This is a genomic window from Micromonospora sp. U21, from assembly GCF_018070045.1.
Lineage (GTDB): Bacteria > Actinomycetota > Actinomycetes > Mycobacteriales > Micromonosporaceae > Micromonospora.
Map to the genome: position 1 here is coordinate 1 of NZ_JAGPYK010000022.1, position 24,008 is coordinate 24,008.

Here is a 24,008-nt window from a genome sequence, read left to right on the forward strand (position 1 = left end):
GCGGCGGGGTGGGGGTGGGGTGGGGGTGGGTTACGGGCGGACGGTTTCCTGGTGGACGGTCTGTTGTCCCAGGTCGGCCTGGCTGGCCGTGCTGCGGGCGGTCGACGGGACCGGGTTGTCCGCCGTCTGGTGGAGGCCGGGCACGCGGTCCTCGATCACGAACGAGGCCCGGGTGTACGCGGGCGCGCCCGGCTGACTCACGTACGGCAGCACGTCGAAGTCGGCGGAGAGTTGTCCCGGGGTGATCGTGGTGCGCACGTACCCCCGCAGGTTGTTCTGGAAGCGCAGGTGCGGGTTGAACGGGAACCACGGGTGCGACCCGGACGCCGAGTCCGCGCCGTCGCCGCCCGAGGTGATCGAGGAGCAGACCAGCTCGGTGCCGACGGTGCGCGAGGTCGGGTCGGCGTAGTCCAGCTTCAGGTCGCTGGCCCAGTGCGCGTGCACGTCGCCGGTCAGCACCACCGGGTTGCGCACCCCGGCGGCCAGCCAGCCCCGGGTGATCCGGTCCCGGGAGGCGACGTAGCCGTCCCAGGCGTCCATGCTGGTGACGGTGAGCGGGCCGGCGTTGTTGTCCCGCTGTGCGAAGAACACCTGCTGGCCCAGGATGTCCCAGCGGGCGTCCGAGCGGCGGAAGCCGTCCAGCAGCCACGCCTCCTGCTCGGCGCCGGTGATGGACCGGGCCGGGTCGTACGCCGCCGGGCAGGCGTCGTACCCGTCGCCGCAGGCCTGGTCGTCGCGGTACTGCCGGGTGTCGAGCATGTGGAAGGTGGCCAGCCGCCCCCAGCGGACCCTCCGGTAGAGCTGCATGTCGATGCCGCGCGGGATCGAGGTGCGCCGCAGCGGCATGTTCTCGTAGTACGCCTGGAACGCCGCCGCCCGCCGGGCGGGGAACTCCGGGTCCGGCGCCTCCGGCACCTCGTCGGCCCAGTTGTTCTCCACCTCGTGGTCGTCGAAGACCACCACCCACGGCGCCACCGCGTGCGCGGCCTGCAGGTCGGCGTCGGTCTTGTACTGGGCGTGCCGCTGCCGGTAGTTGGCCAGCGTCCGGGTCTCCGGCCCCTCGTGGTCACGCGGGTTGCCACCCGGGACGGTGTACGTGTCCGGGGCGTACTCGTACTGGTAGTCGCCCAGGTGCAGGATCAGCTCCGGCTCGGTCTCGGCCAGCCGCCGGTAGGCGGTGAAGTGGCCGTGCTCGTACTGGGAGCAGGAGGCGAAGCCCATCGCCAGGGCGGCCGGCATGGTCCACGGCGCCGGGGCGGTGCGGGTGCGCCCGACCGGCGAGACGTGCCGTTCGGCGCGGAACCGGTAGAAGTACTCCCGGCCGGGCAGCAGGCCGGCCAGCTCCACGTGCACGCTGTGGGCCGAACGGGTGCGGGCGACCGCGACGCCGCGCCGCAGCACGTGCCGGAACCGCTCGTCGGCGGCCAGCTCCCAGTGCACCGGGACGTCGCGGGCCGGCATGCCGGCGAGGCCGTCCTCGGCCAGCGGCTGCGGGGCCAGGCGGGTCCACAGCACGAACCCCTCGTGATCCGGGTCACCGGAGGCCACGCCGAGGGTGAACGGGTAGGCCAGCGGCCCGCGGGCCGCCGCCGCGCCGGCCGCCACCGGCAGCCCGGTGACCGCACCGGCGGCGCCGAGAGCGGCGCCGGACAGCAGGATGGTACGTCGGGACAGTGACATGAATCCTCCCCAGAGTCCGATTTCTCGTGACTCAGGGAGCCTCGCGAGCCCTGATGACCGGCAGGTGACGGCGAGTGCCCCGGCTCGTCACCGGCAGTCGAACACCGATCACCGCGATCGATCCCGCCGGGCGCGGCGTCAGGCCTCGCCGAGCATCCTGCGCAGCTCACCGGGCGGGTGGTCGAGGTGGGCGCGCAGCGTCCGGGTCAGGTGGGCCTGGTCGGCGAAGCCCAGCTCGGCCGCGAGCTCCGCCAGGCTCGGCGTGCCCTCCGCCAGGCGGTCCAGCGCGCGGCCCACCCGCAACCGGTTGCGGTAGCGGGTCAGTGGCACCCCGACCAGAGCCTGGAACGACCGGCTCAGCCGGTACGGGGACACCCCGAGTGAGCGGGCCAGTGGCACCAGGCCCTCGGCCTGCGGCCCGCCGTCGTGCAGCGCTGAGCGGGCCGCCTCCACCACCGGGCGGTCCCGCTGCGGGGCTCCCACCGCCGGGCCGGTGGCCGTACCCACCAGGCGAACCAGCCGCTCGGCCGCGGCGAAGCCTGCTTCGGGACGTCGGGTTGCCCGCAACAGCAGGCGGTGCGCCAGGTCGACCCGCGCGTCCAGGTGCACGACCGCCGGGGCGGGCCGCTCGTCGAGCATTTCCCGCCAGAGCCGCGGCGAGACGTGCACCGAGGTGCAGTCGTCGCCGCCGGCCGGATGGGCGAACCGCTCCTCCTCGCCCGGCGTCGTGAGGTAGCCCACGGTCGGGTCGACGAACTCCTCGCCGGCGCGCCCGCGTCGCCGAAAGCCGCCCCGGCGGGCCAGCACGATGGTGTACCCGGTGACCGGCTCGGGGCGCGACCAGCCGGTGTGGTCGTCGCGGCAATGCACGGCGTGGACCGCGAAATCCGGCTGGCGCACGAGGGTGCGGCTGCTGCGCATGCCGTTCAGGGTAGGCGGGCGCACCGACACCATCCGCCCGCAGAACCGCTGCGACGCGGGCCGCAAGGATCTTCAAGACCGGCGGCCCCGGCGGCGGCAGGGTGTCCGGCATGACGACCACGGCCACTCCGGGACGCCGCGCTCTGCTCGTCGTGCTGCTCACCGGGCAGGCGATGGCCTCGATGGACACCTCGATCGCCGCGGTCGCCGCCCCGACGATCCGGGCCGACCTGGCCGGCCCGCCCGCGCTGGCCCAGTTGGTGCTGGCCGGCTACACGCTGGCCTTCGCCCTGCTGGTGGTCACCGGCGCGCGGCTCGGCGCCCGGTACGGCCCCGCCCGGGTCTTCCTGATCGGACTGACCGGGTTCACCGTCACCTCGCTGGCCTGCGGCCTCGCCCCGGGACCGGTGACCCTGGTCGTCGCCCGGGTGGCGCAGGGCGGCACCGCCGCGCTGATGGTGCCGCAGGTCCTCGCTCTGATCCAGGCGACGTACACCGGCGCGGCCCGGGGGCGGGCGATCGGGGCGTACTCGATGATCCTGGCGCTCGGGGTCGCGGCCGGGCAGGTGGCCGGTGGCCTGTTGGTCACCCTGGACGCGGGCGGCCTCGCCTGGCGGACCGCGTTCCTGGTCAACGTGCCGGTCGGCGCGGTGCTGCTACCGGTCGGTCGGCGGGTGCTGGCCACCGTGCCGGCGCCTTCGGCCCGGCCCGGCACGCTCGACCTGCCGGGGGTGCTGCTGCTGGCCGCCGCGATGCTGGCCCTGGTGGCTCCGGCGGTGCTCGGTCGGGACCTTGGCTGGCCCGGCTGGTCGGTGCCGGCCGGAGTGGGTGTGGGCGGGGTCGGGCTCGGGCTCTTCCTGCGCCACGAGGACCGGCTGACCCGGCGCGGCGGTGCGCCCCTGTTCGACGTGGCGGTCCTGGCGCGGTCGGGCGTGCCGGCCGGTCTACTCGCCGGCTGCCTGGTGATGGGCTGCTACGCCGGCTTCCTCTTCACCCTCACCCTGCGTCTGCAGGATGGACTCGGCTTCTCCGCGCTCGCCGCCGGTCTGGCCTTCCTGCCGTACGCCGGTGGGTTCGCGCTCTGCGGGGTGGCGGTGCCCCGGCTGCGCCAGCGGCTGCGGGACGCGCTGCCGCTGCTCGGCCCGCCGGTGCTGGCGGTCGTGGTGCTGGCGGTCGCCGTGCTGACCCGGCACGGCTGGCCATGGCTGCCCGGCAGCCTTCTGCTGCTGGTGGGCGGGGCCGCGCACGCCGGCGGGTTCAGTCCGCTGGTCGACCGGCTGGCCACCGCGCTGCCGGCCAGCACGGCCACGGCGTTCTCCGCGCTGATCTCCACGGGAACCCTGCTCGCCGCGGTGCTCGGCGTGGCCGTCATCGGCGGCCTCCAGCTGACTCTGCCGGGCACCCCGGCCGCCGCCGTGCTGACCGCCGGCCTCCTGCTGGCCGCCCCCGTCGCCGCCGGTCGGTGCGCGCGCGCCCTGCGCTCCGCCGACCCGTTGTCGGCCCGGCCGGCGGCACCCACCCCGTCCCGCGCCGCCCGCTCGACCGGCGTGACCGAACCTGATCGCTGAGCTGAGCGGCCGGCGCGGTGCGTACGATGTGGCCGTGGCGCAGGAGGTCGTTCCCGGAACGGGTGGGCCGGTGGACCGTGCCGGCCTGGCCGCCGACGTGGTACGCCGGATGGCGCACGTGACCGCCGCCCTGCGGCACCGGCAGGGCGCCGCGTTCGCCGAACTGGGGATCACCCCGGCGGCGGCCCGAGCGCTGTACGAGCTGGACCCGGACCGGCCGCTGCCGGCCCGCGATCTCGCCGAGCGGCTGGGGTGTGACCGGTCGAACGTGACCGCGCTGGTCGACAAGCTGGAGCAGGCCGGCCTGGTCGAGCGTCGCACCGACCCGGCCGACCGGCGGCAGAAGACGCTGGTGGTGACCGTGCGGGGCCGGGGCGTGCGGGGCCGGGTGGCCGGGGTGATGTCCGACTCCCGACTCCTGGCCGGGCTGACCGACCGGGAGCTGGACACGCTGCGCGACCTGGTGTGGAAGGTGTCCGACGGTGGCTGTCCGGAGCCCTGCGGGCCGGAGTGAGCCGACGGGTGCCCGCCGTGTCCCACTGGGCGACCAGGGCTTCCGTCGGTAATGCTGTCGGACGTGACCACCCCGCAAGATCTCGACGACCGGTTCCGGGAGACGTTGGCGGCGCTGCCCGCCGCCGAGCGGCGGCGTGACCCCGCCGACCCGGTCACCGACGACGCCCCACTGACCGGCGCGCAACTGCTGGATCTGTTCGACGCGCAGGTGACCAGCCGGCAGCTTGACCTGGCCGGCCGCTGGCTGCGTAGCTTCGGGGAGGGCTTCTACACCATCGGCTCTGCCGGGCATGAGGGCAATGCGGCGGTCGCCGCCGCGCTGCGCCCCACCGACCCGGCGCTGCTGCACTACCGCTCCGGCGCCTTCTACTGCGTGCGCGCCGCCCAGATCACCGCCGACCCGGCGCCCACAGCCGAACGGGAACCACCCGCCGAACCGGCCGAGCCCGAACCGGACGGCCCCGCGCCGCCCGCCGGCGGGTTCGCGGCGTACGCGGGCGCGGCCCGGGACGTGCTGCGCGGGATGGTCGCCTCCAGGCAGGAGCCGATCGCCGGCGGCCGGCACAAGGTGTTCGGCCGAGCCGACCTGGCCATCGTGCCGACCACCTCGACCATCGCCTCGCACCTGCCGCGGGCGGTCGGAATGGGACTGGCCGTGGAGCGGCTGCGCCGGCTGGACAGCGCCGGACGGCGCGCCGGCCCCGGAGTGCGGGTCGGCAGCGGGGCCGGCGCCGAGCACGCCCCGTGGCCACCGGACGCCATTGTGGTCTGCTCGTTCGGCGACGCCTCGGTCAACCACGCCAGCGCCACCGCCGCCTTCAACACCGCCGGCTGGTACGACCACGCCGGGCTGCGCATCCCGGTGCTCTTCGTCTGCGAGGACAACGGGCTGGGCATCAGCGTCCGCTCGCCGGAGGGCTGGGTGGAGGCGACGCTGCGGGCCAGGCCGGGCGTCCGCTACCTGGCCGCCGACGGGGCGGACCCGGTGCAGGCGTACGCGGTGGCGGCGGAGGCGGCGGCCTGGGTACGCCGGCACCGACGGCCGGCCGTGCTGCACCTGCGCACCGTCCGCCTGATGGGGCACGCCGGGGCCGATGCGGAGTCGGCGTACCGCAGCCCGGCGGAACTCGCTGCGGACCTGGACCGGGATCCGGTGGCCGCCACCGCCCGGCTGCTCGTCGACGCCGGCGTGGCGACGGGCGAGGAGTTGCTGGCCCGGTACGACGAGACCGGCTGGCAGGTCCGCCGGCTCGCCGAGGAGGTGCTGGGCGAGCCGAAGCTGGCCTCGGCGGCCGACGTGGTGTCCGCGCTGGCGCCCCGTCGACCGGTGCGGGTGGCGCGCGCGGTGGCCGACGCGGCGGCCCGGGCCAGCGGCCCGGGCGCGGGCGCCCGGGCCGAGGCGTTCGGGGGCAAGCCGCCGGAGCTGGCCGGCGCGCTGACTCTCGCGCAGAGCATCAACGCGGCGCTCGCCGACGGGCTGCTCGACCACCCGCAGATGGCGGTCTTCGGCGAGGACGTGGCCGCCAAGGGCGGCGTGTACGGGGTGACCAAGGGGCTGCGCGACCGGTTCGGGCCGGCCCGGGTCTTCGACACCCTGCTCGACGAGACCTCGGTGCTCGGGTTGGGGTTGGGTGCGGGGCTGGCCGGGATGCTGCCGGTGCCGGAGATCCAGTACCTGGCGTACCTGCACAACGCCGAGGACCAGCTGCGCGGCGAGGCGGCCACCATGCAGTTCTTCTCCCAGGGCGCGTTCCGCAACCCGATGGTGGTGCGGGTGGCCGGGCTGGCGTACCAGGAGGGGTTCGGGGGGCACTTCCACAACGACAACTCGGTGGCCGTACTCCGGGACGTGCCCGGCCTGGTGGTCGCGGTGCCGGCGCGGCCGGACGACGCCGCGCCCATGCTGCGGACCTGCCTGGCCAGCGCGGCGGTCGACGGTAGCGTCTGCGTGTTCCTGGAGCCGATCGCGCTCTACCACACCCGTGACCTGTACGCCGAGGGCGACGGGGAGTGGCTGGCCGGGTACCCGGAGCCGGGCGCCTGGGTGGCCGGGCACGTGCCGATCGGCCGGGCCCGGGTCTACCGGGTCGGCTCGGCCGACGACCTGACGATCATCACCTTCGGTAACGGGGTACGGATGTCGCTGCGGGCCGCGGCCGTCCTCGCCGAGGAGGGGGTGGGCACCAGGGTGGTGGACCTGCGCTGGCTGGCCCCACTGCCGGTGGCCGACATCATCCGGGAGGCCTCGGCGACCGGCCGGGTGCTGGTGGTGGATGAGACACGCCGCTCGGGCGGGGTCGGCGAAGGGGTGATCGCCGCACTGGTCGACGCCGGATATGTCGGTGCAGCGCGACGAGTAGCCGGAGTTGACTCGTTTGTACCATTAGGTCCGGCGGCACGCCAGGTTCTGGTCTCCGAGGAAGCCATTACCGACGGTGCCCGTACGCTGCTGGCACGGTAAATTCCGTTCCACCCGGTGCGCCACTTGCGCGCGGACGCACAACTGTGTGGACTTTGCCTGACGGCGTCGGTTCCGGCGCCGCGAGCAGGGACGAGATGAGGAGGCACGCGACAGTGAGCGCGACCGCTGGTCAGGCCGCCGACGGGGTACGCAGCCTGGCGGACCGGTTCGGAATCGAACCGGGGATGGTCGTCATGGAGATGGGGTACGACGACGACGTCGACCAGGATCTCCGGGACGCCCTGACCGACCGCTGTGGAGATCTGGTCGACGAGGACACCGACGAGGTGGTCGACGCGGTGCTGGTCTGGTACCGCGACGGCGACGGTGACCTCTTCGAGCTTCTCGTCGACGCCCTCGGCCCGCTGGCCGACAACGGGGTCGTATGGCTGCTCACGCCGAAGGCCGGGCGTGACGGGCACGTCGAGCCGAGCGAGGTCGCGGAGTCCGCGCCCACCGCCGGCCTTCAGCAGACCTCGACCGTGAACGCCGGCCGGGACTGGAGCGGCGCCCGCCTGGTGCTGCGCCGAGGGGCCAAGGCCAAGAAGTAGGCCGACCCGTTCCCCTCGCGCGCCCGGCGGTCCGCGCCGCCGGGTGTGGCAGGCTCGTGCCATTCCCTGACCCGACCCGAGGGAGTCCGCATGCCCGTCGAGGTTGGCGCCGAGGCGCCGGACTTCGTGCTGAAGGACCAGAACAACCAGGAGGTCCGGCTCTCGACCTTCCGTGGTAGGCGCACCGTGCTGCTGGTCTTCTACCCGCTCGCCTTCACCGGCACCTGCCAGGGTGAGCTGTCCGAGGTGCGGGACAACCTCGACGAGTACGCCAACGACGACGTCCAGGTGCTGACGGTCAGCGTCGACTCGGTCTACAGCCACAAGGTCTGGGCTGACCGGGAGGGCTACCAGTTCCCCATGCTGGCCGACTTCTGGCCGCACGGCGCCGTCGCCCGGGCGTACCGGGTCTTCAACGACGTGGCCGGCTTCGCCAACCGGGGCACGTTCGTCATCGACAAGACCGGCGTGGTGCGCTTCGCCGAGATGAACGGCCCGGGCGAGGCGCGCGACCAGCAGGGCTGGCGCAAGGCCGTCGCCGAGGCTGCCTGACCGGGTACGCCGTGCGCCCGGGCCGGCGGTGGGCAGGGTAAGCTTGCCAGCCTCCGGCCCGCCGTACGGGCGTTCCGGGCGCGTAGCTCAGTGGGAGAGCACCCGCCTTACAAGCGGGGGGTCGCAGGTTCGAAACCTGCCGCGCCCACCCTTCAGCGATCAGCACGACCGCCAGACCGGTCTCGCGGGATCTGGACCGCTCCTGGATCGGCCCGTTAACTTCGATCCCCATGACCAGCGCGGACGACCACGGTCACCCCGAGCCGCCGATCGCCGGCGACGAGACCGTCACCCTGCTGGGCTCGCTGGATCGCCAGCGCGCCACCCTGGCCTGGAACACCGGCGGGCTCGACGCCGCCGGCCTCCGGGCGACGCTCGGCCCGTCGTCGGTCACCCTGGGTGGGCTGCTCAAGCACCTGGCTCTGGTCGAGGACCTCTACTTCTCGCTGAAGCTCGGTGTCACCTGTCCACGAGGCCGACAACGCGAGTTGCTCTGGCCTCGCTGAGGGCGCCTGCTCCCGGCACCGCCATGATGGGCGCGTGCAGGACACCGTCGCCGTCGCGCTGATCACCGCTCTGTCCACGTTGGCCGCCGCCGCCCTGACCGGGCTGGTCGGCGCGCGCAGCACCCGCCGGCAGCTGGCCCACCAGCTCACCGTCGCCCGGCAGGAGAACGTCGAACGGCGGGCCACGCGCCGCGGCGAGCTGCGCCGGGAGGCGTACGTCGGGTTCCTGAGCGCCTGCGACCAGGCGTACCGGCGGTTGGACCGGCGGTGGGTGGAGGCCGGCGGGGACGAGCCGGCGCCCGGCTATGACGAGACGTACGCGGCGATGCGTGCCGTGGACGAGGCGTACAACCTGGTGTTGCTGGAGGGCCCGGCGGAGGTCGCGTCGGCGGCCCGGTCGGTGCAGGCCAGCGTCACTGCGGAGCACGCCGACCAGCGCCGGCTCGGTGGCGAGCCGGGCAGCGTGACGGTGCCGCTGCGCGAGCGGCACCGGGAGCGATGGCTCGCCGCGATCGAGGTACGGACGAATCGCCGGATTTCATTCGTCAATGCCGTACGCCCGGTGTTGGATCGGGACGAGTGACGCCGACGATCGGGGGTGCCGGGTGAGCTACGCGGAGCTCAACGGGCTCCGGCTCTGGTACGAGTCGCACGGCGACGGTCCGCCGTTGGTGCTGCTGCACGGCGGCTACGGGTCGGTGGAGATGTTCGCCCCGATCGTGCCGGCGCTGAGCCAGCGACGTCGGGTCGTCGCGGTCGACCTTCAGGGCCACGGGCGCACCGCCGACGTCGACCGCCCGCTGCGCTACGAGACGATGGCCGACGACATCGCCGCGCTGCTCGGGCACCTCGACCTGTCCTCGGCCGACGTGCTGGGCTACTCGCTGGGCGGCGGTGTCGCGCTGCGTACCGCCATCCAGCACCCGACTCTGGTGCGCCGGCTGGTGCTGGTCTCCACTCCCTGCAAGCGGAGTGGCTGGTATTCGGACGTGCTGGCGGCCATCGCCACCCAGGACGAGCGGGTCGGCGAGGAGATGCGTGGCACGCCACCGCACCAGCTCTACGAGCGGGTCGCCCCGCGCCCGCAGGACTGGCCGCAGCTCTGGGCCAAGACCGGTGACCTGCTGCGCCGCGACTACGACTGGTCCGCTGAGGTGGCCCGGCTGGTCATCCCGACGTTGTTGGTCTTCGCCGACGCCGACTCGATCCCGACCAGTCACGTGGCGGAGTTCTTCGGGCTGCTCGGCGGCGGCCACCGCGACGCCGGTTGGGACGGCACCGACCGTCCGGCCGCCCGGCTGGCTGTGCTGCCCGGGCACACGCACTACGACATCGTGGGCGCACCTGCTCTGCCGGCCGCGGTGCTGCCGTTCCTCACCCACCAGGTCGGCGCGCCCGCCTGACCCGCCCGTCGAGCGGGGGAGATGGTTGAGGCCGGGCGCGCCGGATGGTGAGCCCGGTGTGCTCAGCTGGTGAATCCGCCGTCCACGTTGACCACCGCACCGGTCACGTAACCGGCCTCGGGGCTGGCCAGGTGCGCGACGGTGGCCGCGATGTCGGCGGGGCGAGCGTAGCGGCCGACGGCGGTGAAGCCGGCGATCGCCGCCGCGTTCGGCCCGTCCGCCGGGTTGGCGTCGGTGTCCGTCGGGCCGGGGTTCACCAGGTTGACGGTGATGCCCCGGGGTCCCAGCTCGCGGGCTAGGCCCCGGGTCAGCCCGACCAGGGCGGTCTTGCTCATCGAGTAGAGGGCCAGCCCGGGGAACACGGCCCGTTCACCGACGTTGCTGCCGATGCTGATGATCCGCCCACCGTCGCCCAGGTGCCGCAGCGCCGCCTGCGCGGCGATGTACGGCGCCCGGACGTTGACCGCGATCGTCTGCTCCAGCTCCGCCGTGCCGAGATCGTCCATGGCGCCGACCAGGAACACCGCGGCGTTGTTCACCAGGATGTCCAGCCGGCCCAGCTCGGCGACCGCCCGGTCGACCGCGTCCCGCACGGCGGTCGGGTCGGCGCCGTCAGCCTGGATGACCAGCGCCCGCCGGCCCAGCGCCTCGATCTGCTTCACCACGATCGCGGCCTGCTCCGCGTTCTCCCGGTAGGTCAGTGCCACGTCGGCCCCGTCCTGTGCCAAGCGCAGGGCGATACCCGCTCCGATGCCCCGGGAACCCCCGGTCACCAGCGCTACCTTGCCGTCAAGTGTCGTCGTCATGCAAACGATCATGTCGGCGCGCCGGCCCCTCGTCTGGCGGCCATCGGACGCCTCGTTCCCACCCCCGGGTCCGTTTTCCGCCATGCCCACCCGGTCCTCCCGCGGCACCGGGGGAGACCGGGAGAGGGGGCGGTGATGGCGGCCGAACTATTGTCGTGAGACGAGCTCAGGAGGCGTGGCTGTGCAGCTGTCAGACATCGAGGCGGTGCTGTTCGACATGGATGGCACCCTGGTGGACTCCGACGCCGCCGTCGAGCGGGCCTGGTGGAGCTGGGCGGTCGAGTACGGCGTCGCACCCGCGGCGGCGCTGGCGATCGCGCACGGCAGCCCCGCCGACCGCACCGTTCGCCGGCTCCTGCCCGGGCTCGATGGCACGGCCGTCGCGGCGGCGTCGGCACGGCAGCTGGCGTTGCAGTACGACGACCTGTCCGACGTCACGGCCACCCCGGGCGCCCACGAGCTGCTGCTGACACTGGCCCGGCTGGGGTTGCCCTGGGCGGTGGTGACCAGCGCCGACGCCCGCCTGGCCGAGGTCCGGCTCCGTGCGGCCGGCATCGATCCGCCCGTGCTGGTCACGGTGGAGGACGTCAGCGCGGGCAAGCCGGACCCCCAGGGCTACCTGCGGGCCGCCGAGCTGCTCGACGTGTCCGCGGCGCGGTGCCTGGTGGTCGAGGACGCCGAGGTGGGGCTGCTCGCGGGGCGGGCGGCCGGGGCGATGACCGCCGCGCTGAAGGGGCTCGACGGCGACCTGCGCCTCGACGACCTGACGCATCTGGCGGACCGGCTCGAGTCGGCACCAGCGTCCCCCTGACCGTTGCGGCACCCGTGCGGGTCGCCGCGCCCCGGGCGGGTCAGCCCAGGCGGTCGACAACCAGGGGAGCAGGGCGTCGGCCTGAGCCTGCTGGAACGCGCGGACCGTGGGGATGCCGGGCGGCGGGCGCCGTCGGTGAAGAAGCCGGCCAACCCGGCGTAGAACCCGGTGAGCACGGCGGGGTCGACGCCGGCGGTGAGCGGCAGCCGGCGCAGCGCCTCGGTCAACGAGGTGCGGGCCCGGCCAGGGACGGCGGATCGGGGCGGGTGAGGCGGACCGCGGTCAGGGCGATCAGGAGCAGGGTCAGGGCGAAGAGCAGCGCGTTGAGGACGACCGTGGGGTACCCGAGTCGGGGTACGTCGAGGAACGGGTAGAGGTAGCGGTCCTCGTCCCGGCCGAGGGCGCCGCGGACCAGGATCACCGTGATCCACACCAACGGATAGCCGAGCAGGCTGACCGCGTACGCCGGACGCAGGGTCGCTCGGGGACGGCGGGTGAGCCACTCCGCGGCGGCCAGCGGCGGCGCGACCGCGTGCAGCAGCAGGTTGCCGGCATCGGAGACCGGCCCCCGGGCGTCGGTCGTCGCCACCATCGCGTAGCCGCTCCACGGATTCGCCAACACCAGGACGAAGACCAGGGCGGTGCCGACCAGGTAGACGGTGAGCGCGGTGCGCAACCGGTCGCCGCCGCCGGCCAGCAGCGCCACCAGGTAGGCCAGGTCGACCTGCACGGTGAAGTAGAACAGCAGCTCGACAGGCTCGTCGCGCGCGGCGATCACGGAGAGGGCCAGCCCGACGGCGATCACCGCGCCGGCGCTGACCCGCAGGACCCGGCCCGACACGCGGCGGACGCTACCATCGCCGCATCGACGGACGCCATGACGAGCAACTGCGCCGGGTGCGGGCGATCCTGGCCGCCGACGTCGACCGGGAGCCGGATGCCGCGCTCGCACTCCTCGGCGACAAGCGGTTCCACTTCTCGCCGTCCGGGGCCAGCTTCCTGATGTACGGGGTGTGCGGCCGCTCCTGGATCGCCTTCGGACCGCCGGTGGGGCCGGCCGCCGAACGGTACGGGCTGCTGGCCGACTTCTGCGCGACGGCCCGGCGGGCCGGCCGGCGCCCGGCCGTGTACCACGTCGGCGCCGCGCTGCTGCCCGAGCTGCGCCGGCTGGGCCTCGCCGTGCATCCGGTGGGGGAGTCGGCGAGCGTTGCCGATCGCGGTGCTGCGACAGCGCGGCCGGGCGGTGGCCTTCGCCGCGCTGCTGCCGACGCCGCACCGGTGGGGCGTGGACCTGCTGCGGTACCGCCCGGACGCGCCACCCACCGTGATGGACCATCTCCTGGTCGAGGTGCTGCACGCGGCGCGGGACCGGGGAATGACCAGCGTCGAGCTGGGGCTGGCTCCGCTGTCCGGGCTGACCGGCGCGGACCCGCTGTGCCGGCTGGGCCGGACGGTGTACGCGTACGGCGAGCACTGGTACCGCTTCCGGGAGCTGCGCCGGTTCAAGGCGAAGTTCGCGCCGGTCTGGTCCCCGCGTCACCTCGCCGCACCTCGGGGATGGCAGCTCCCGCTGGTGCTGGCCCAGGTCGGTCGGCTGTCGTCGCGTCCGCTGCGCTGACGGGCCGCAGCGTCGCGTACAGGGCGGTCAGCTCGGCCAGGTAACGCGGCCCGGACCAGGCCGCCACCGCCGCCCGGCCGTCCCGGACCACCGCGGCGCGCAGCTCCGGCTCGGTCAGCAGCCGGGTCAGCAACGCCCCGAACGCCGTCGCGGTGGGCTCGGCGACCGGCCGGGTGGTGGCGGTGCCGGGCCGCTCGGTCAGCGCGGGGTCCACCATGGCCACGGGCAGTCCGTACGCCTCGGCCTCGGAGAGCGTCAGACCCTGGGTGTCGGTGGTGGAGGCGAACGCGAGCACGTCCGCCGCCCGGTAGTACGCGCCGACCCGGTCGTGCGGCACCGGGCGCAGAAGGTGCAGCGCGTCAGCCACGCCGAGCCGGCGGGCCGCCCGACGGACCGCGAGCCGGTACCGCCGCGCCCCGAGCAGCACCAGCCGTGCCGCCGGCAGCTCGCGGCGGACCCGGGCGAACGCGGCCAGCAACAGGTCCGGGTTCTTCTCCGGCGTGGTGCGGCCCACCGCGAGCAGCACCGGCGCGTCCGCCGCGATGCCCAGCCGGGCCCGCAGCCTCCGCCGGTCGTCGGCGTCGGCGCCCGGTGCGGCGACCGGGGTCGGCAGCACCACGATCGGGGTCCGTCCGGCCATCGGGGCCATCAGCGCCGCGGTCTTCGCCGACGGGGTGATCAGCACGCTGGTGTACGCCAGCAGGCACCGCCCGAGCGCCGCCAGCCGAGCCTGCCGGGCCGGCCCCGGGCGGGCCAGCGCCCACAGGTCCCGGACCCGCCAGCGCAGGCCCAGCCGCAGGCCGGCGTACGCGGCGCCGATCGGCACCTCGGGGTAGTGCGCCGCGTACGCCACCAGGTCGGTGTGCCAGGTGAGCACGGTCGGTACGCCCCGCTCGGCGGCCCAGCGCAGCCCGGCGATGCCGAGCGGGCCGGTGGTGTGGACGTGCACCACGTCGACCGGCGCGTCTGGCGGCCGCGGCGGCGCCAGCCGGTACGGCCGGGTCGGCACCGGCAGCGAGGGCACCTCACCCGGTTGGCGGCGCCGTCGGGACAGCGGGCCGGGGCAGTGCAGGACGACCCGGTGGTCGGCCGCGCGCAGCAGCCCCACGGTGGTGCCGACCGAGGTGGCCACCCCCTCCGGGTTGGCGAGATGGCTGTCGCTGACGTGGGCGATCCGCACCCTGCCATCATCGCCGGGCCGCGCTCGTCGGGTCGCCCCGTCGGGCTCGCCCGGAAGGATCCCGGTGGCACGTCTGGCCCGGTTCTGCTGCACTACCCGCTGGACCCGACGCTGAGGGGGAGACGGTGACGCTGACGCTGACGCCGATGACCGAGCAGGACCTGGGCCGGCTGCGCGAGCCGCTGGAGCGGTTGTACGCCGAGGATCTGGCGGCGCACCGCGGGTTGACCCCGGAGGCGGCCCGGGACCGGTCGGCGAGCCAGTTGCGGGAGCTGCTGCCGGGGGGCGCGGCCACCGAGGGCGTGCTGCTGCGGGTGGCCCGGGTCGACGACGCCGAGGTCGGCTGGATCTGGGTGACCCTGCCCGGAACGGCCGGCGCGACCGACACGGCCGGCTCGCTGCGGGCCTGGATCCACAACATCGAGGTACATCCGGCGCACCGGGGCCGGGGGTACGCACGTCGGATGATCCAGCTCATGGAGGTGGAACTGAGCCGTCTCGGCGTGCCCGAGCTGGGGTTGAACGTCTTCGGCACGAACACCGTGGCGATCGGGCTCTACCGGAGCCTGGGTTTCGAGGTCACCGCCCAGCAGATGGCCAAGCGGATCGACCCGGCGGGCTGATTACGGGTCGTGGCCGGCTCCGGGGCGGTGGCTGTGGTGAGCGGTATACCGGTGAGTCACGAACATGCCTCTGAGGTATAGCGCTCGTTGACGACCTCGCCCGGGCTCGCCCCGGGCTCGCCCCGGGCTCGCCTCAGTCTCCTCGGCAGGACTGTTCACCCGACGAGCGGGAACCCCCGGCGGACCGCACCCGGGGAGGAGCGACGGATGACGCATGGTGCTGCACTGACCATTGGTGTGCTCGGCTCGTACGGTGGCCGAAACCTCGGCGACGAGGCGATCCTCACCGGCCTGCTCGCCGATCTGCGCGCACAGGAGCCGAACGCCCGCATCATCGTCTTCTCCCGCCACCCGGAGCACACCCGGCTCGCCCACCCCGACGTCGAGGCGGTGCCCTGGGAGGGCGTCAGCCGCACCGACTCCGCCCTGATCCTGGCCCAGCTCGACCTGCTCATCCTGGGCGGCGGTGGGATCCTCTACGACCGGGAGGCCCGCCGCTACCTGCGGGTGGTCCGGGTCGCCCAGGAACGCGGCCTGCCCCTGATCACGTACGCGGTGGGGGTCGGGCCGCTCAGCGACGCGGTGGACACCGGGATGGTCCGGGAAACGCTCGCCAGCGCGGTCCAGGTGACCGTCCGCGACCAGGAGTCCCGGATGGTGCTGGAGGAGGCGGGGCTGCTCAACCCGATCACGGTCACCGCTGACCCGGCGTTCCTGTTGCAGCCGGAGGACTTCCCGCTCGAGCTGCTGCGCGAGGAGGGTGTGCCGGCCGGCAAGCGGCTGGTCGGGATCAGCGTGCGGGAGCCGGGACGGGCCGCCGAACGGCTCGACGTGGACGGCTACCACCGGCTGCTGGCCCAGATCGGTGACTTCCTGGTGAACCGGATCGACGCGTACGTGCTGTTCGTGCCGATGGAACGCGACGACATCCGGCACGCCCACGGGGTGCTGTCCCACATGATCGCCGCCGAGCGCGGGCGGATCCTGCACGGCACATACTCGCCGGAGCAGGTCCTCGGGTTGATGCGCCACTTCGACCTGGCCGTGGGCATGCGACTGCACTTCCTGATCTTCGCGGCGATGGTCGGCACCCCGTTCCTGCCGCTGCCGTACGCCGGCAAGGTCTTCGATTTGGCCCAGCGGCTCGGCGTGCCGGCGCTGCGCGGCGTCGAGCGGGAGGTCGAGGGGCCGCTGCTGGCCGAGGTCGACCGACTCTGGGACGAGCGGGAGCAGCGCGCCGAGGCCACCGCACGGCGGGTGGCCGAGGTTTGCGAGCAGGCCCGGGGCACCTCCGAGGTCACCCGTGGCGTGTTGGACAGCCTCCGTAGCCAGACCCTCACCCGCGTCTGACTGGGCCGGTCACACCGCCGGGCCGGTCCACCGGTAGCGCCACTCGCCGGCGTCGTCGCCCGCGGACTCCAGCTCGTAGATCTGCGCCTCGGCCAGCCCGCCGGACCCGAGGTGATGGTGGGTCAACGGTGGACGGCCGTTGCTGTCCAGCTCGACGGTGACGCTCTGCCCGTCCGCCGTGCCGCCGACGAGGAGGATCTGCACGGATGAAGCCATGCGCCCATCCTGCCCGCCGCGCTCCGACCGCGCAGCGGATAGCGGGGCAGTGGGACGGCAAGCTCTTTCCGGCGGCGGTGTTGCCGATCCGCAGCTCGATCGGCTCGACGGTGTGTGAATCGGCGGCCGGTAGCGGCAACGCGGGCACCCGGCCCCGTACGTCCACTCCGAGCCCGCCGACACCAGCAGGTCGACCGTGGCGACGCTAGCCCACCGGGGCCGCCTATTCTGGGCGCGGGCGGCGACGAGGGGGAGTACGTGCTGGTCATCCACGGGCTGTGGTTGCCCGGCGACGGCTCGACCGCCGGCCTCGCGGTCTGGGCCGAGGACAGTGCGGCGCCGGCCGCCACTGCGCCGCGCTCCGGCCGGGCGCCCCGGGAGCGGCCGCACCCCTTCGCCGCCGGGCACACCGCCCTGGCCACCGCCCTCGCCGACGCCGCCGAGCCGGCCCGTCCGGACACCGCGCTGCTCACCCTGCCCACCCGGGCCCGCGCGCCGACCGACTCACCCGAGCTGATCCGGACCGCCGTCGAGCCCGCGACCCGTAACCGGGTCACCCTGGCCCGGTGGCGGGTCCCCGTGCTGGTGTACGCCCCCGACGACGCGCTGGCCCTGCTGCGCGCCCTGGACGAGCTTCCGGTGGTGCCCGGGACCACCCTGCGCCACCTGGCCGAGCTGGCCGACTTCGCCGCCGACCTGGTGGCCCGGGGCCGTGTCCTCCCCGGCGTCAGCACCACGGTGCGTGCCCTGCCGGGTGCTGGCACGGCCGGGTCGGGGGACCGACCGGCCGGAGCGTCGTCGGCCGACGCTGGCGTGCAGGTGCCGGCGCTGGCCGTCTGGCGACCGCTGCTGACCGGCACCGATGCCGCCTGGGCGCGGTCCCTGGCGTTGGCTCTGCCACCAGCCGCCCGAGCCGCCACCGCGCCGGCCGCCACCGCGCCGACCGCTCCCGGGCAGGACAGCGCCGAGTTGACGGCGGGTGTGCTGGTCGCGGACGCGCTCGACGCGCTGACCGACGCGGCCGCCCGGGCCGCCCTTGCGACCACTACGCTGGCCCGGGGGTTGCGTCCGGGCGGTCCGGCGCCGGCCTGGTTGGCGGCGCTCGCCGGCCCTCGCCGCGACTTCACGGTCGATCCGGCGGTGCTGGCGACCCTCCGCGCCGCCCTGGACGTCTGGCAGCGCGACGCCGCCGGCGGCCCCGTCCGGGCCAGCTTCCGCCTGGTGGAGCCGGCGCCCGACGAGGTCATCGAGCCGGTCCTGGCGACCCGCCCGCGCCCGGCCGGCACCGCGCCGTCGACGGTCGGAGCCGGCCCGGTCGAGGCCGAGTCGGTCGGTCCGGGGCTGACCGCGCTGGAGCCGGTCGGGGCTGGGCGGTGGCGGCTGGAGTTCGGCTTGCAGGCGGCCGACGAGCCGGGCCTGCACGTCGACGCCGGGCAGGTCTGGCGGGCGCCGCAGACGCTCGGGGGCCTGGCCGGCCGCACGGCAAGCCCGCAGGAGACCCTGCTCGCCGAGCTGGGCCGTGCCAGCCGGCTCTGGCCGGACCTGGACGCCGCGCTGCGCACCGCCGCGCCCGAGGCGATGGAGCTGGACGTCGAAGGTGCGCACCGGTTCCTCAGCGAGGGGGCCCCGGTGCTGCACGCCGCCGGCTTCGGTGTGCTGCTGCCCTCCTGGTGGCAGCGCCCGTCGGCGCGGCTCGGCGCTCGGCTGCGTGCCCGCAGCCGGACCGCACCCGGCACGGTGGCCGGCGCCGACGCCGGCGTCGGGTTGGACGCGCTGGTCGACTACCGCTGGGAGGTGGCGCTCGGCGAGCACCCGCTGTCCGCCGAGGAGTTGGCCGCGCTGGCCGAGCTGAAGACCCCGCTGGTGCGCCTGCGCGGCCGGTGGGTGGAGCTGGACCCGCGGCGGCTCGCCGCCGGGCTGCGCCTGCTCCGCTCGGCCGGTGAGCTGACAGTCGCCGACCTGCTCCGCCTCGGGCTGGCCGACGGCGAGGACACTGGCGTGCTGCCGGTGCTGGAGGTGACCGCCGACGGGGCGCTGGGCGACCTGCTCGCCGGTGCGGTCGAGCGACGGCTCACCCCGCTGGACCCGCCACCGGGCTTCCAGGGCACGCTGCGGCCCTACCAGCGGCGCGGGTTGGCGTGGCTGGCGTTCCTGCGGTCGCTGGGCCTGGGCGGCGTGCTCGCCGACGACATGGGGCTGGGTAAGACCGTGCAGCTGCTCGCGCTGCTGGCCGGGGACCCGCCGGACGCCGGACCGACCCTGCTGGTCTGCCCGATGTCCCTGGTCGGCAACTGGCAGCGGGAGGCGGCGCGGTTCACCCCGGGGCTGCGCGTGCACGTACACCACGGGGCGGAGCGGGCCCGGGGGGCGGAGTTCACGACGGCCGCGCACGACGCGGACCTGGTCCTGACCACCTACTCGGTGGCCGCCCGCGACGCCGTCGATCTGGCCGGCATCGACTGGCACCGGGTGGTGGTGGACGAGGCGCAGGCGATCAAGAACGCCTCGACCCGGCAGGCCGAGGCCGTGCGTGCGCTGCCCGCCCGGCAGCGGGTGGCGGTGACCGGCACGCCGGTCGAGAACCGGCTCGCCGACCTCTGGTCGATCATGCAGTTCGCCAACCCGGGCCTGCTCGGCCCGGCCGCGACGTTCCGCAAGCGGTTCGCCGAGCCGATCGAGCGGCACGGCGACGCCGAAGCCGCCGAGCGGCTGCGCCGGATCACCGGCCCGTTCGTGCTGCGCCGGCTCAAGACCGACTCGTCGATCATCTCCGACCTGCCGGAGAAGCTGGAGATGGAGGTGCTCTGCAACCTCACCGCCGAGCAGGCCGCCCTGTACCGGGTGGTGGTCGACGACATGCTCGCCCGGATCGAGTCCAGCGACGGCATCGAACGGCGCGGGCTGGTGCTGGCCACCATGACGCGGCTGAAGCAGGTCTGCAACCACCCGGCCCAGCTGCTGCGGGACGGTTCGCCGCTGGAGGGCCGTTCCGGCAAGCTGGCCCGGCTGACCGAGATCCTGGAAGAGGTGCTGGCGGCGGGGGAGCGGGCGCTGTTGTTCACCCAGTACGCCGAGTTCGGCGCGATGCTGCGCGGTCACCTGTCCGCGCGGTTCGGCCGGGAGGTGCTGTTCCTGCACGGTGGGCTCGGCAAGGCCGAGCGGGACGCCATGGTGCAGCGGTTCCAGTCGGCGGACGGGCCACCGCTGTTCGTCCTCTCGCTGAAGGCCGGCGGCACCGGGCTCACCCTGACCGCCGCCAACCATGTCGTGCACGTGGACCGGTGGTGGAACCCGGCGGTGGAGGACCAGGCCACCGACCGGGCGTTCCGGATCGGGCAGCGGCGGCGGGTGCAGGTCCGCAAGTTCGTCTGCGCCGGCACGGTGGAGGAGAAGGTGGCCGCCCTGATCGCTGACAAGCGCAGCCTCGCCGAGCGGGTGGTCGGCACCGGCGAGCAGTGGATCACCGAGCTGTCCACCGGGCAGCTGCGCGAGCTGTTCGCCCTGGAGGCCGGGGCGGTGGTGGAGTGAGCACCGACCGGTTTGCCGACTACGGGCGCCCCCGTCGCGTCGACGGCGGCCTGCGGGCGCGCAGCGCCCGGGGCGCGATCGGCCGGTCCTGGTGGTCCCGGCGCTTCCTGGAGGTGCTGGAGTCGTTCGCGCTCGGCACCCGGCTGACCCGGGGCCGGTCGTACGCGCGGGCCGGTCAGGTGCTCCGGCTCGACATCGCGCCCGGGCGGGTCAGCGCCGTGGTGCAGGGCTCCCGGCCGCAGCCGTACCAGGTCTCCATCGCGCTGGCGCCGTTCCCGGCCGCGCTCTGGTCCCGGATCGAGGCGGAGCTGGCCGGGCAGGCGTTCTTCAGCGCCCGGCTGCTCGCCGGGGACCTCCCCGACGAGCTGGAGGAGCTGTTCGCCGCCGCCGGCGCACCGCTCTTCCCGGCCGGCGTGGACGAGCTGACCCAGCGGTGCAGCTGCCCCGACTTCGCGGTGCCGTGCAAGCACCTCGCGGCCACCTTCTACCTGCTGGCCGAGGCGTTCGACGCGGACCCGTTCGAGCTGCTGCACTGGCGTGGCCGGGCGCGCGCGGAACTGCTCGAGCGGCTCCGGGTCCGGCGGGCCGAGGCCACCGGCGCCGAGCTGCCGCCCGGGCCGATCACCGCCTCGCCCGCGGACGTGGACCTCGAGTTCACTTCGGACGAATCGGGGTCCGCTGTGGACATCGCGGTGTCCGCGGTCGGCGCGGCTCGGGCGCTCGCCGGGCTGTCGGCGACCCCGCTGGCGGAGGCGGTGGACCGTTTCTGGCTGCCACCGGTGCCGTTGCCCGACCGGCCGCCCAGGCTGGCGACCGGGCCGGATCTGCTGCTGCGCCAGCTCGGCCCGCCGGCGCCGGCCATCGGCGGGCCGGGACTGCTCGAACGGCTGCGCCGGGCGTACCGGGCGTTCGGCCCGGCCGACCGGTGAGCCGTTACGTCCAGCGGCGTCGGAACCGCCACATGATCGCGGCGTTCGCCACCAGCACCACCGCGCAGATCGCGCCGGCCAGGCGACCGGCGAACACGGTCATCGCCGGCAGTGACGCCCACAGCACGATGGTCAACAACATCAGGTAACGGCCCCTGCGGGCCCGGACCCGATGGTCCAGCCGGTTGAAGAAAGCCGGGTCGCTCTCCCGGAGCTGACGGGTGATCTGGTCGAACCTGCGCTGATCCTCTTTGCTGAGCATGGCGCTGCCTTCCCCTCACGCGTTCAGCGGTTCGGCGGCATACCCGCTGTGGCGGCGGCTCACGCTCACCCGTTGCTGCTACTTTTCCCCCGCGCGAGGACGCCTCACGTCCGGCTTATCCGAACCTTAAGTTTGCCTGTGGTGGTGAACGGCTCGGAAAGTGTCGCGTACGGCGGCGTGGCCCGATCCGTACCCGGTTGGCGTGCGTCCGCCCTGCTGGGAAGGTCCGGGCCCGACGCCGGTGCACGGCACGCGGGCGATGCGGCGCTGAGGGCTGTCTTAAGTGCCCTCACGAGGGCGTTCAACCCGCCTTGAAGGCGCCTGAGCGCTTGGTTACCTTGCCGTAGCAACCCCCTCAGGCAACAGTCGCCGCACCTGCCGCACCTGCCCGGTCGCAGCTTCCGGCGCTCTTCAGAAATCGGGATTGGTACATGGCCGACCAGAATGTGCCACCACGTCGACCGCGGGACGACCGCGGCTGGGACGGACGCCAGCACCACACCTCGGACGGGTACGGCGACCACAACGCGTCTGCGCCGTACGGGTACGACTCGCCCCACCCCTACCAGGGCGGCCACCCAGCCCAGGCCGACCCGCGTGAGCAGTACGCCGACGGGTACGTACACGCCGGACAGCCCGCACCCGCACCGCGTGGGCCGCAGTGGGTCGGCCCGGAAGGCCTTGGCCGTCCCGCCCCGTCCCGCCCGGCCGGCACCGGACTGCCCACCCTGGACGATGACGACGAGCCCGGCCGCAAGGTCGGTCGCCGCAGGGCCATCGTCGCGCTCAGCGGCACCGCCGCCGTCGTCGCCGGTGGCGCGGCGCTCGCCATGACCCCGCAGTTCCGCGGCCTCTTCGGCGACGACGCGGTGGCCGACGCGACCGGCAGCACCGTCACCGACGGCACCGCGGCCCGGCCCAGCGGCCAGCAGCCCAGCACGGTGCGCACCTACACCGAGCAGAACGAGAGCTACATGGGCTCGCGGGCCGGTGAGGCGCTGAAGAAGAACGCGCCCTCCGGTGGACGGACGTTCTCCGGCCCGGCCACCGCCGCGGCGGAGACCAAGGTGACCGTCAAGACGGTGCTGGCCAAGGACCCGATCCTGCACCTGGCCCGGCGGGCCACCTTCGGGGCGACGCCCGCGGTGGTCGCCGACATCAAGAAGCTCGGCATCGACGGCTGGATCCGCGCTCAGCTCGACCCGGACAAGATCGAGCCGAGCAAGGCCGAGCTGAAGCTCGCCGAGCTGCCCACGCAGAAGCTCTCGGTGCAGCAGCTGCGCGACCAGCGGGACAAGCTCAACGAGCAGGGCGCCCAGCCCGAGCGGGAGATGATCGACGCCACCCTGGCCCGGCAGATCTGGTCGAAGCGCCAGCTGTTCGAGGTGATGGTCGACTTCTGGAACGACTTCCTGCACGTCGCCGCGGAATTCGACGGCGGCGAGGTGTACCGCAACTCGTTCGACAAGGACGTGGTGCGGGCGCACGCGCTGGGCAGCTACCCGGAGATGCTGGTCGCCGCGAACAAGCACCCCGCACTGCTGATCTACCTGAACCAGAAGGACTCCCGCAAGGACGCGATCAACGAGAACCTCGCCCGGGAGAACCTCGAGCTCTACTCGGTCGGCGTGGACGGCGGCTACAAGGAGCCGGACGTGCGCCAGGCGGCCATGCTCCAGACCGGTCGCGGCGTCGAGGACGGCAAGTACGTCTTCAAGCCCGAGCAGCACTACGTCGGCAAGGTGAAGATCCTCGGCTTCACGCACGCCAACAACTCGGCGGACCCGAAGAAGGCCGAAGCGGCGATCGACCAGTACATCACCTACATCGCGCTGCACCCGTCGACCGCGAAGTACGTGGCGCAGAGCCTGGCGACCCGGTTCGTCTCGGACACCCCGCCGAAGTCCCTCGTGGACCGGCTGGCGAAGACGTACACCACCAACAACGGCCTGATCAAGCCGGTGTTGATGGCCCTGTTCAGCTCCTCGGAGTTCTGGGCCGCGGTCGGCCAGAAGGTACGCCGGCCGATGGAGTACCTGGTCTCCACGTACCGCGTTCTGGGCGTCTCGCCGGACCCGTCGCCGAAGCAGGACAACGGCGACAACAAGCGCACCCCGTTCGCCCGCGGCCTGCGGCAGATTTACGACAAGCTGCGCGAGCTGGGCCAGTACCCGATGGGCCAGCCCACCCCGGACGGCTACCCGGACGTCTACGTCGCCTGGACCTCGGCCGGCACCATGGTCAACGGCTGGAACGAGGCCGGCGAGATCCTGGCCGGCTACCGCACCGCCTTCACGTACACGGCGCCGGAGAAGCTGGTCGCCAAGCCGCCGGCGACCGCCGGGGCGTACGTGGACGCGCTGGCCCAGCGGCTGGTGAACCAGAAGCTGAGCGCCCGGGAGAAGAACCTGATCCTCGGTGTGGCCGGCCTGCCGGCGAGCGCCAAGGTCGATGCCACGTTCAACGGGGCCATCACCGCCGTCGCGCGGGCGATCCTCGCGTCCCCCCAGCACCACCTCCGGTGAGG

21 protein-coding genes, 1 tRNA gene and 3 pseudogenes are annotated in these 24,008 nt (G+C 74.1%); 18 read left to right on the forward strand and 7 right to left on the reverse strand.

What is annotated here, in order from left to right:
* Positions 1-30: 30 nt before the first annotated feature.
* Positions 31-1,680: an alkaline phosphatase gene (locus tag KBX63_RS24565; protein ID WP_210914958.1), complete on the reverse strand. Its 1,650-nt coding sequence runs from the start codon at positions 1,678-1,680 to the stop codon at positions 31-33.
* A 138-nt stretch (positions 1,681-1,818) separates the two neighbouring features.
* On the reverse strand, positions 1,819-2,601 hold the full coding sequence (locus KBX63_RS36265) for an AraC family transcriptional regulator (protein ID WP_210914962.1): 783 nt from the start codon (positions 2,599-2,601) through the stop codon (positions 1,819-1,821).
* A 110-nt stretch (positions 2,602-2,711) separates the two neighbouring features.
* On the opposite strand from KBX63_RS36265, the gene KBX63_RS24575 reads away from it, so the two are divergent.
* The 10 genes and pseudogenes from KBX63_RS24575 (at position 2,712) to KBX63_RS24615 (ending at position 10,158) form a co-directional block, all read left to right on the forward strand.
* A complete protein-coding gene (locus KBX63_RS24575) occupies positions 2,712-4,169 on the forward strand; it encodes an MFS transporter (protein ID WP_210914966.1) in 1,458 nt (485 codons plus the stop codon).
* 34 nt (positions 4,170-4,203) lie between these two features.
* Positions 4,204-4,683 (forward strand): MarR family winged helix-turn-helix transcriptional regulator, encoded by a 480-nt coding sequence (locus KBX63_RS24580; RefSeq protein WP_374102263.1) that lies wholly within the window; start codon positions 4,204-4,206, stop codon positions 4,681-4,683.
* 51 nt (positions 4,684-4,734) lie between these two features.
* Positions 4,735-5,077, forward strand: a pseudogene (locus KBX63_RS36830) (transketolase); the annotation flags it as partial.
* Between the two features lie 98 nt (positions 5,078-5,175).
* Positions 5,176-7,146: pseudogene (locus KBX63_RS24585) on the forward strand (thiamine pyrophosphate-dependent enzyme); the annotation flags it as partial.
* A 113-nt stretch (positions 7,147-7,259) separates the two neighbouring features.
* Positions 7,260-7,697: a DUF3052 domain-containing protein gene (locus tag KBX63_RS24590; protein ID WP_007463483.1), complete on the forward strand. Its 438-nt coding sequence runs from the start codon at positions 7,260-7,262 to the stop codon at positions 7,695-7,697.
* Between the two features lie 90 nt (positions 7,698-7,787).
* Positions 7,788-8,249: a peroxiredoxin gene (locus KBX63_RS24595; RefSeq protein ID WP_210914973.1), complete on the forward strand. Its 462-nt coding sequence runs from the start codon at positions 7,788-7,790 to the stop codon at positions 8,247-8,249.
* Between the two features lie 76 nt (positions 8,250-8,325).
* Positions 8,326-8,397 (forward strand) — tRNA-Val (locus tag KBX63_RS24600).
* 82 nt (positions 8,398-8,479) lie between these two features.
* Positions 8,480-8,755 carry a DUF664 domain-containing protein gene (locus KBX63_RS24605; RefSeq protein ID WP_210914974.1) on the forward strand — a complete coding sequence of 92 codons (276 nt, stop codon included), beginning with the start codon at positions 8,480-8,482 and terminating at the stop codon, positions 8,753-8,755.
* Positions 8,756-8,789: 34 nt separating this feature from the next.
* Complete coding sequence (locus tag KBX63_RS24610; RefSeq protein WP_210914975.1) at positions 8,790-9,338, forward strand: hypothetical protein; 549 nt, start codon at positions 8,790-8,792, stop codon at positions 9,336-9,338.
* Positions 9,339-9,360: 22 nt separating this feature from the next.
* Positions 9,361-10,158, forward strand: a complete 798-nt coding sequence (locus tag KBX63_RS24615; protein WP_210914978.1) for an alpha/beta fold hydrolase — start codon at positions 9,361-9,363, stop codon at positions 10,156-10,158.
* A gap of 62 nt (positions 10,159-10,220) precedes the next feature.
* Here the strand turns inward: KBX63_RS24615 and KBX63_RS24620 are convergent, their stop codons facing one another.
* Positions 10,221-10,964, reverse strand: coding sequence for an SDR family NAD(P)-dependent oxidoreductase (locus KBX63_RS24620; protein ID WP_210914981.1), 744 nt, complete (start codon positions 10,962-10,964; stop codon positions 10,221-10,223).
* A gap of 181 nt (positions 10,965-11,145) precedes the next feature.
* On the opposite strand from KBX63_RS24620, the gene KBX63_RS24625 reads away from it, so the two are divergent.
* A complete protein-coding gene (locus KBX63_RS24625) occupies positions 11,146-11,775 on the forward strand; it encodes an HAD-IA family hydrolase (RefSeq protein WP_210914985.1) in 630 nt (209 codons plus the stop codon).
* A gap of 223 nt (positions 11,776-11,998) precedes the next feature.
* Here the strand turns inward: KBX63_RS24625 and KBX63_RS24630 are convergent, their stop codons facing one another.
* A complete protein-coding gene (locus tag KBX63_RS24630; protein ID WP_210914988.1) occupies positions 11,999-12,616 on the reverse strand; it encodes a Pr6Pr family membrane protein in 618 nt (205 codons plus the stop codon).
* A gap of 56 nt (positions 12,617-12,672) precedes the next feature.
* Between KBX63_RS24630 and KBX63_RS36835 the strand changes: the two are divergent.
* Positions 12,673-12,964: pseudogene (locus KBX63_RS36835) on the forward strand (phosphatidylglycerol lysyltransferase domain-containing protein); the annotation flags it as partial.
* Between the two features lie 18 nt (positions 12,965-12,982).
* Positions 12,983-13,393 (forward strand): phosphatidylglycerol lysyltransferase domain-containing protein, encoded by a 411-nt coding sequence (locus KBX63_RS24635; protein WP_210915269.1) that lies wholly within the window; start codon positions 12,983-12,985, stop codon positions 13,391-13,393.
* Here the strand turns inward: KBX63_RS24635 and KBX63_RS36505 are convergent.
* Positions 13,278-14,573: a glycosyltransferase gene (locus KBX63_RS36505; RefSeq protein ID WP_210914998.1), complete on the reverse strand. Its 1,296-nt coding sequence runs from the start codon at positions 14,571-14,573 to the stop codon at positions 13,278-13,280. The genes KBX63_RS24635 and KBX63_RS36505 overlap by 116 nt on opposite strands.
* A gap of 125 nt (positions 14,574-14,698) precedes the next feature.
* Between KBX63_RS36505 and KBX63_RS24645 the strand changes: the two genes are divergently transcribed.
* Positions 14,699-15,196 carry a GNAT family N-acetyltransferase gene (locus KBX63_RS24645; protein ID WP_210915009.1) on the forward strand — a complete coding sequence of 166 codons (498 nt, stop codon included), beginning with the start codon at positions 14,699-14,701 and terminating at the stop codon, positions 15,194-15,196.
* 207 nt (positions 15,197-15,403) lie between these two features.
* On the forward strand, positions 15,404-16,546 hold the full coding sequence (locus KBX63_RS24650) for a polysaccharide pyruvyl transferase family protein (RefSeq protein WP_210915016.1): 1,143 nt from the start codon (positions 15,404-15,406) through the stop codon (positions 16,544-16,546).
* Positions 16,547-16,555: 9 nt separating this feature from the next.
* Here the strand turns inward: KBX63_RS24650 and KBX63_RS24655 are convergent, their stop codons facing one another.
* Positions 16,556-16,762: a hypothetical protein gene (locus tag KBX63_RS24655; protein ID WP_210915020.1), complete on the reverse strand. Its 207-nt coding sequence runs from the start codon at positions 16,760-16,762 to the stop codon at positions 16,556-16,558.
* 258 nt (positions 16,763-17,020) lie between these two features.
* Here KBX63_RS24655 and KBX63_RS24660 point away from each other — a divergent pair, with 258 nt between their 5' ends.
* Both KBX63_RS24660 and KBX63_RS24665 read left to right on the forward strand, forming a co-directional pair.
* Complete coding sequence (locus KBX63_RS24660; protein WP_210915023.1) at positions 17,021-20,290, forward strand: DEAD/DEAH box helicase; 3,270 nt, start codon at positions 17,021-17,023, stop codon at positions 20,288-20,290.
* On the forward strand, positions 20,287-21,219 hold the full coding sequence (locus KBX63_RS24665) for an SWIM zinc finger family protein (protein ID WP_210915025.1): 933 nt from the start codon (positions 20,287-20,289) through the stop codon (positions 21,217-21,219). The genes KBX63_RS24660 and KBX63_RS24665 overlap by 4 nt, the downstream gene beginning before the upstream one ends.
* A gap of 4 nt (positions 21,220-21,223) precedes the next feature.
* On the opposite strand, the gene KBX63_RS24670 is transcribed toward KBX63_RS24665, so the two are convergent.
* Positions 21,224-21,481 (reverse strand): DUF3040 domain-containing protein, encoded by a 258-nt coding sequence (locus KBX63_RS24670; protein WP_074313327.1) that lies wholly within the window; start codon positions 21,479-21,481, stop codon positions 21,224-21,226.
* Between the two features lie 431 nt (positions 21,482-21,912).
* On the opposite strand from KBX63_RS24670, the gene KBX63_RS24675 reads away from it, so the two are divergent.
* Entirely contained in the window at positions 21,913-24,006 is a 2,094-nt protein-coding gene (locus KBX63_RS24675; RefSeq protein WP_210915026.1) for a DUF1800 domain-containing protein, read from the forward strand.
* The last annotated feature ends 2 nt before the right edge of the window (positions 24,007-24,008 follow it).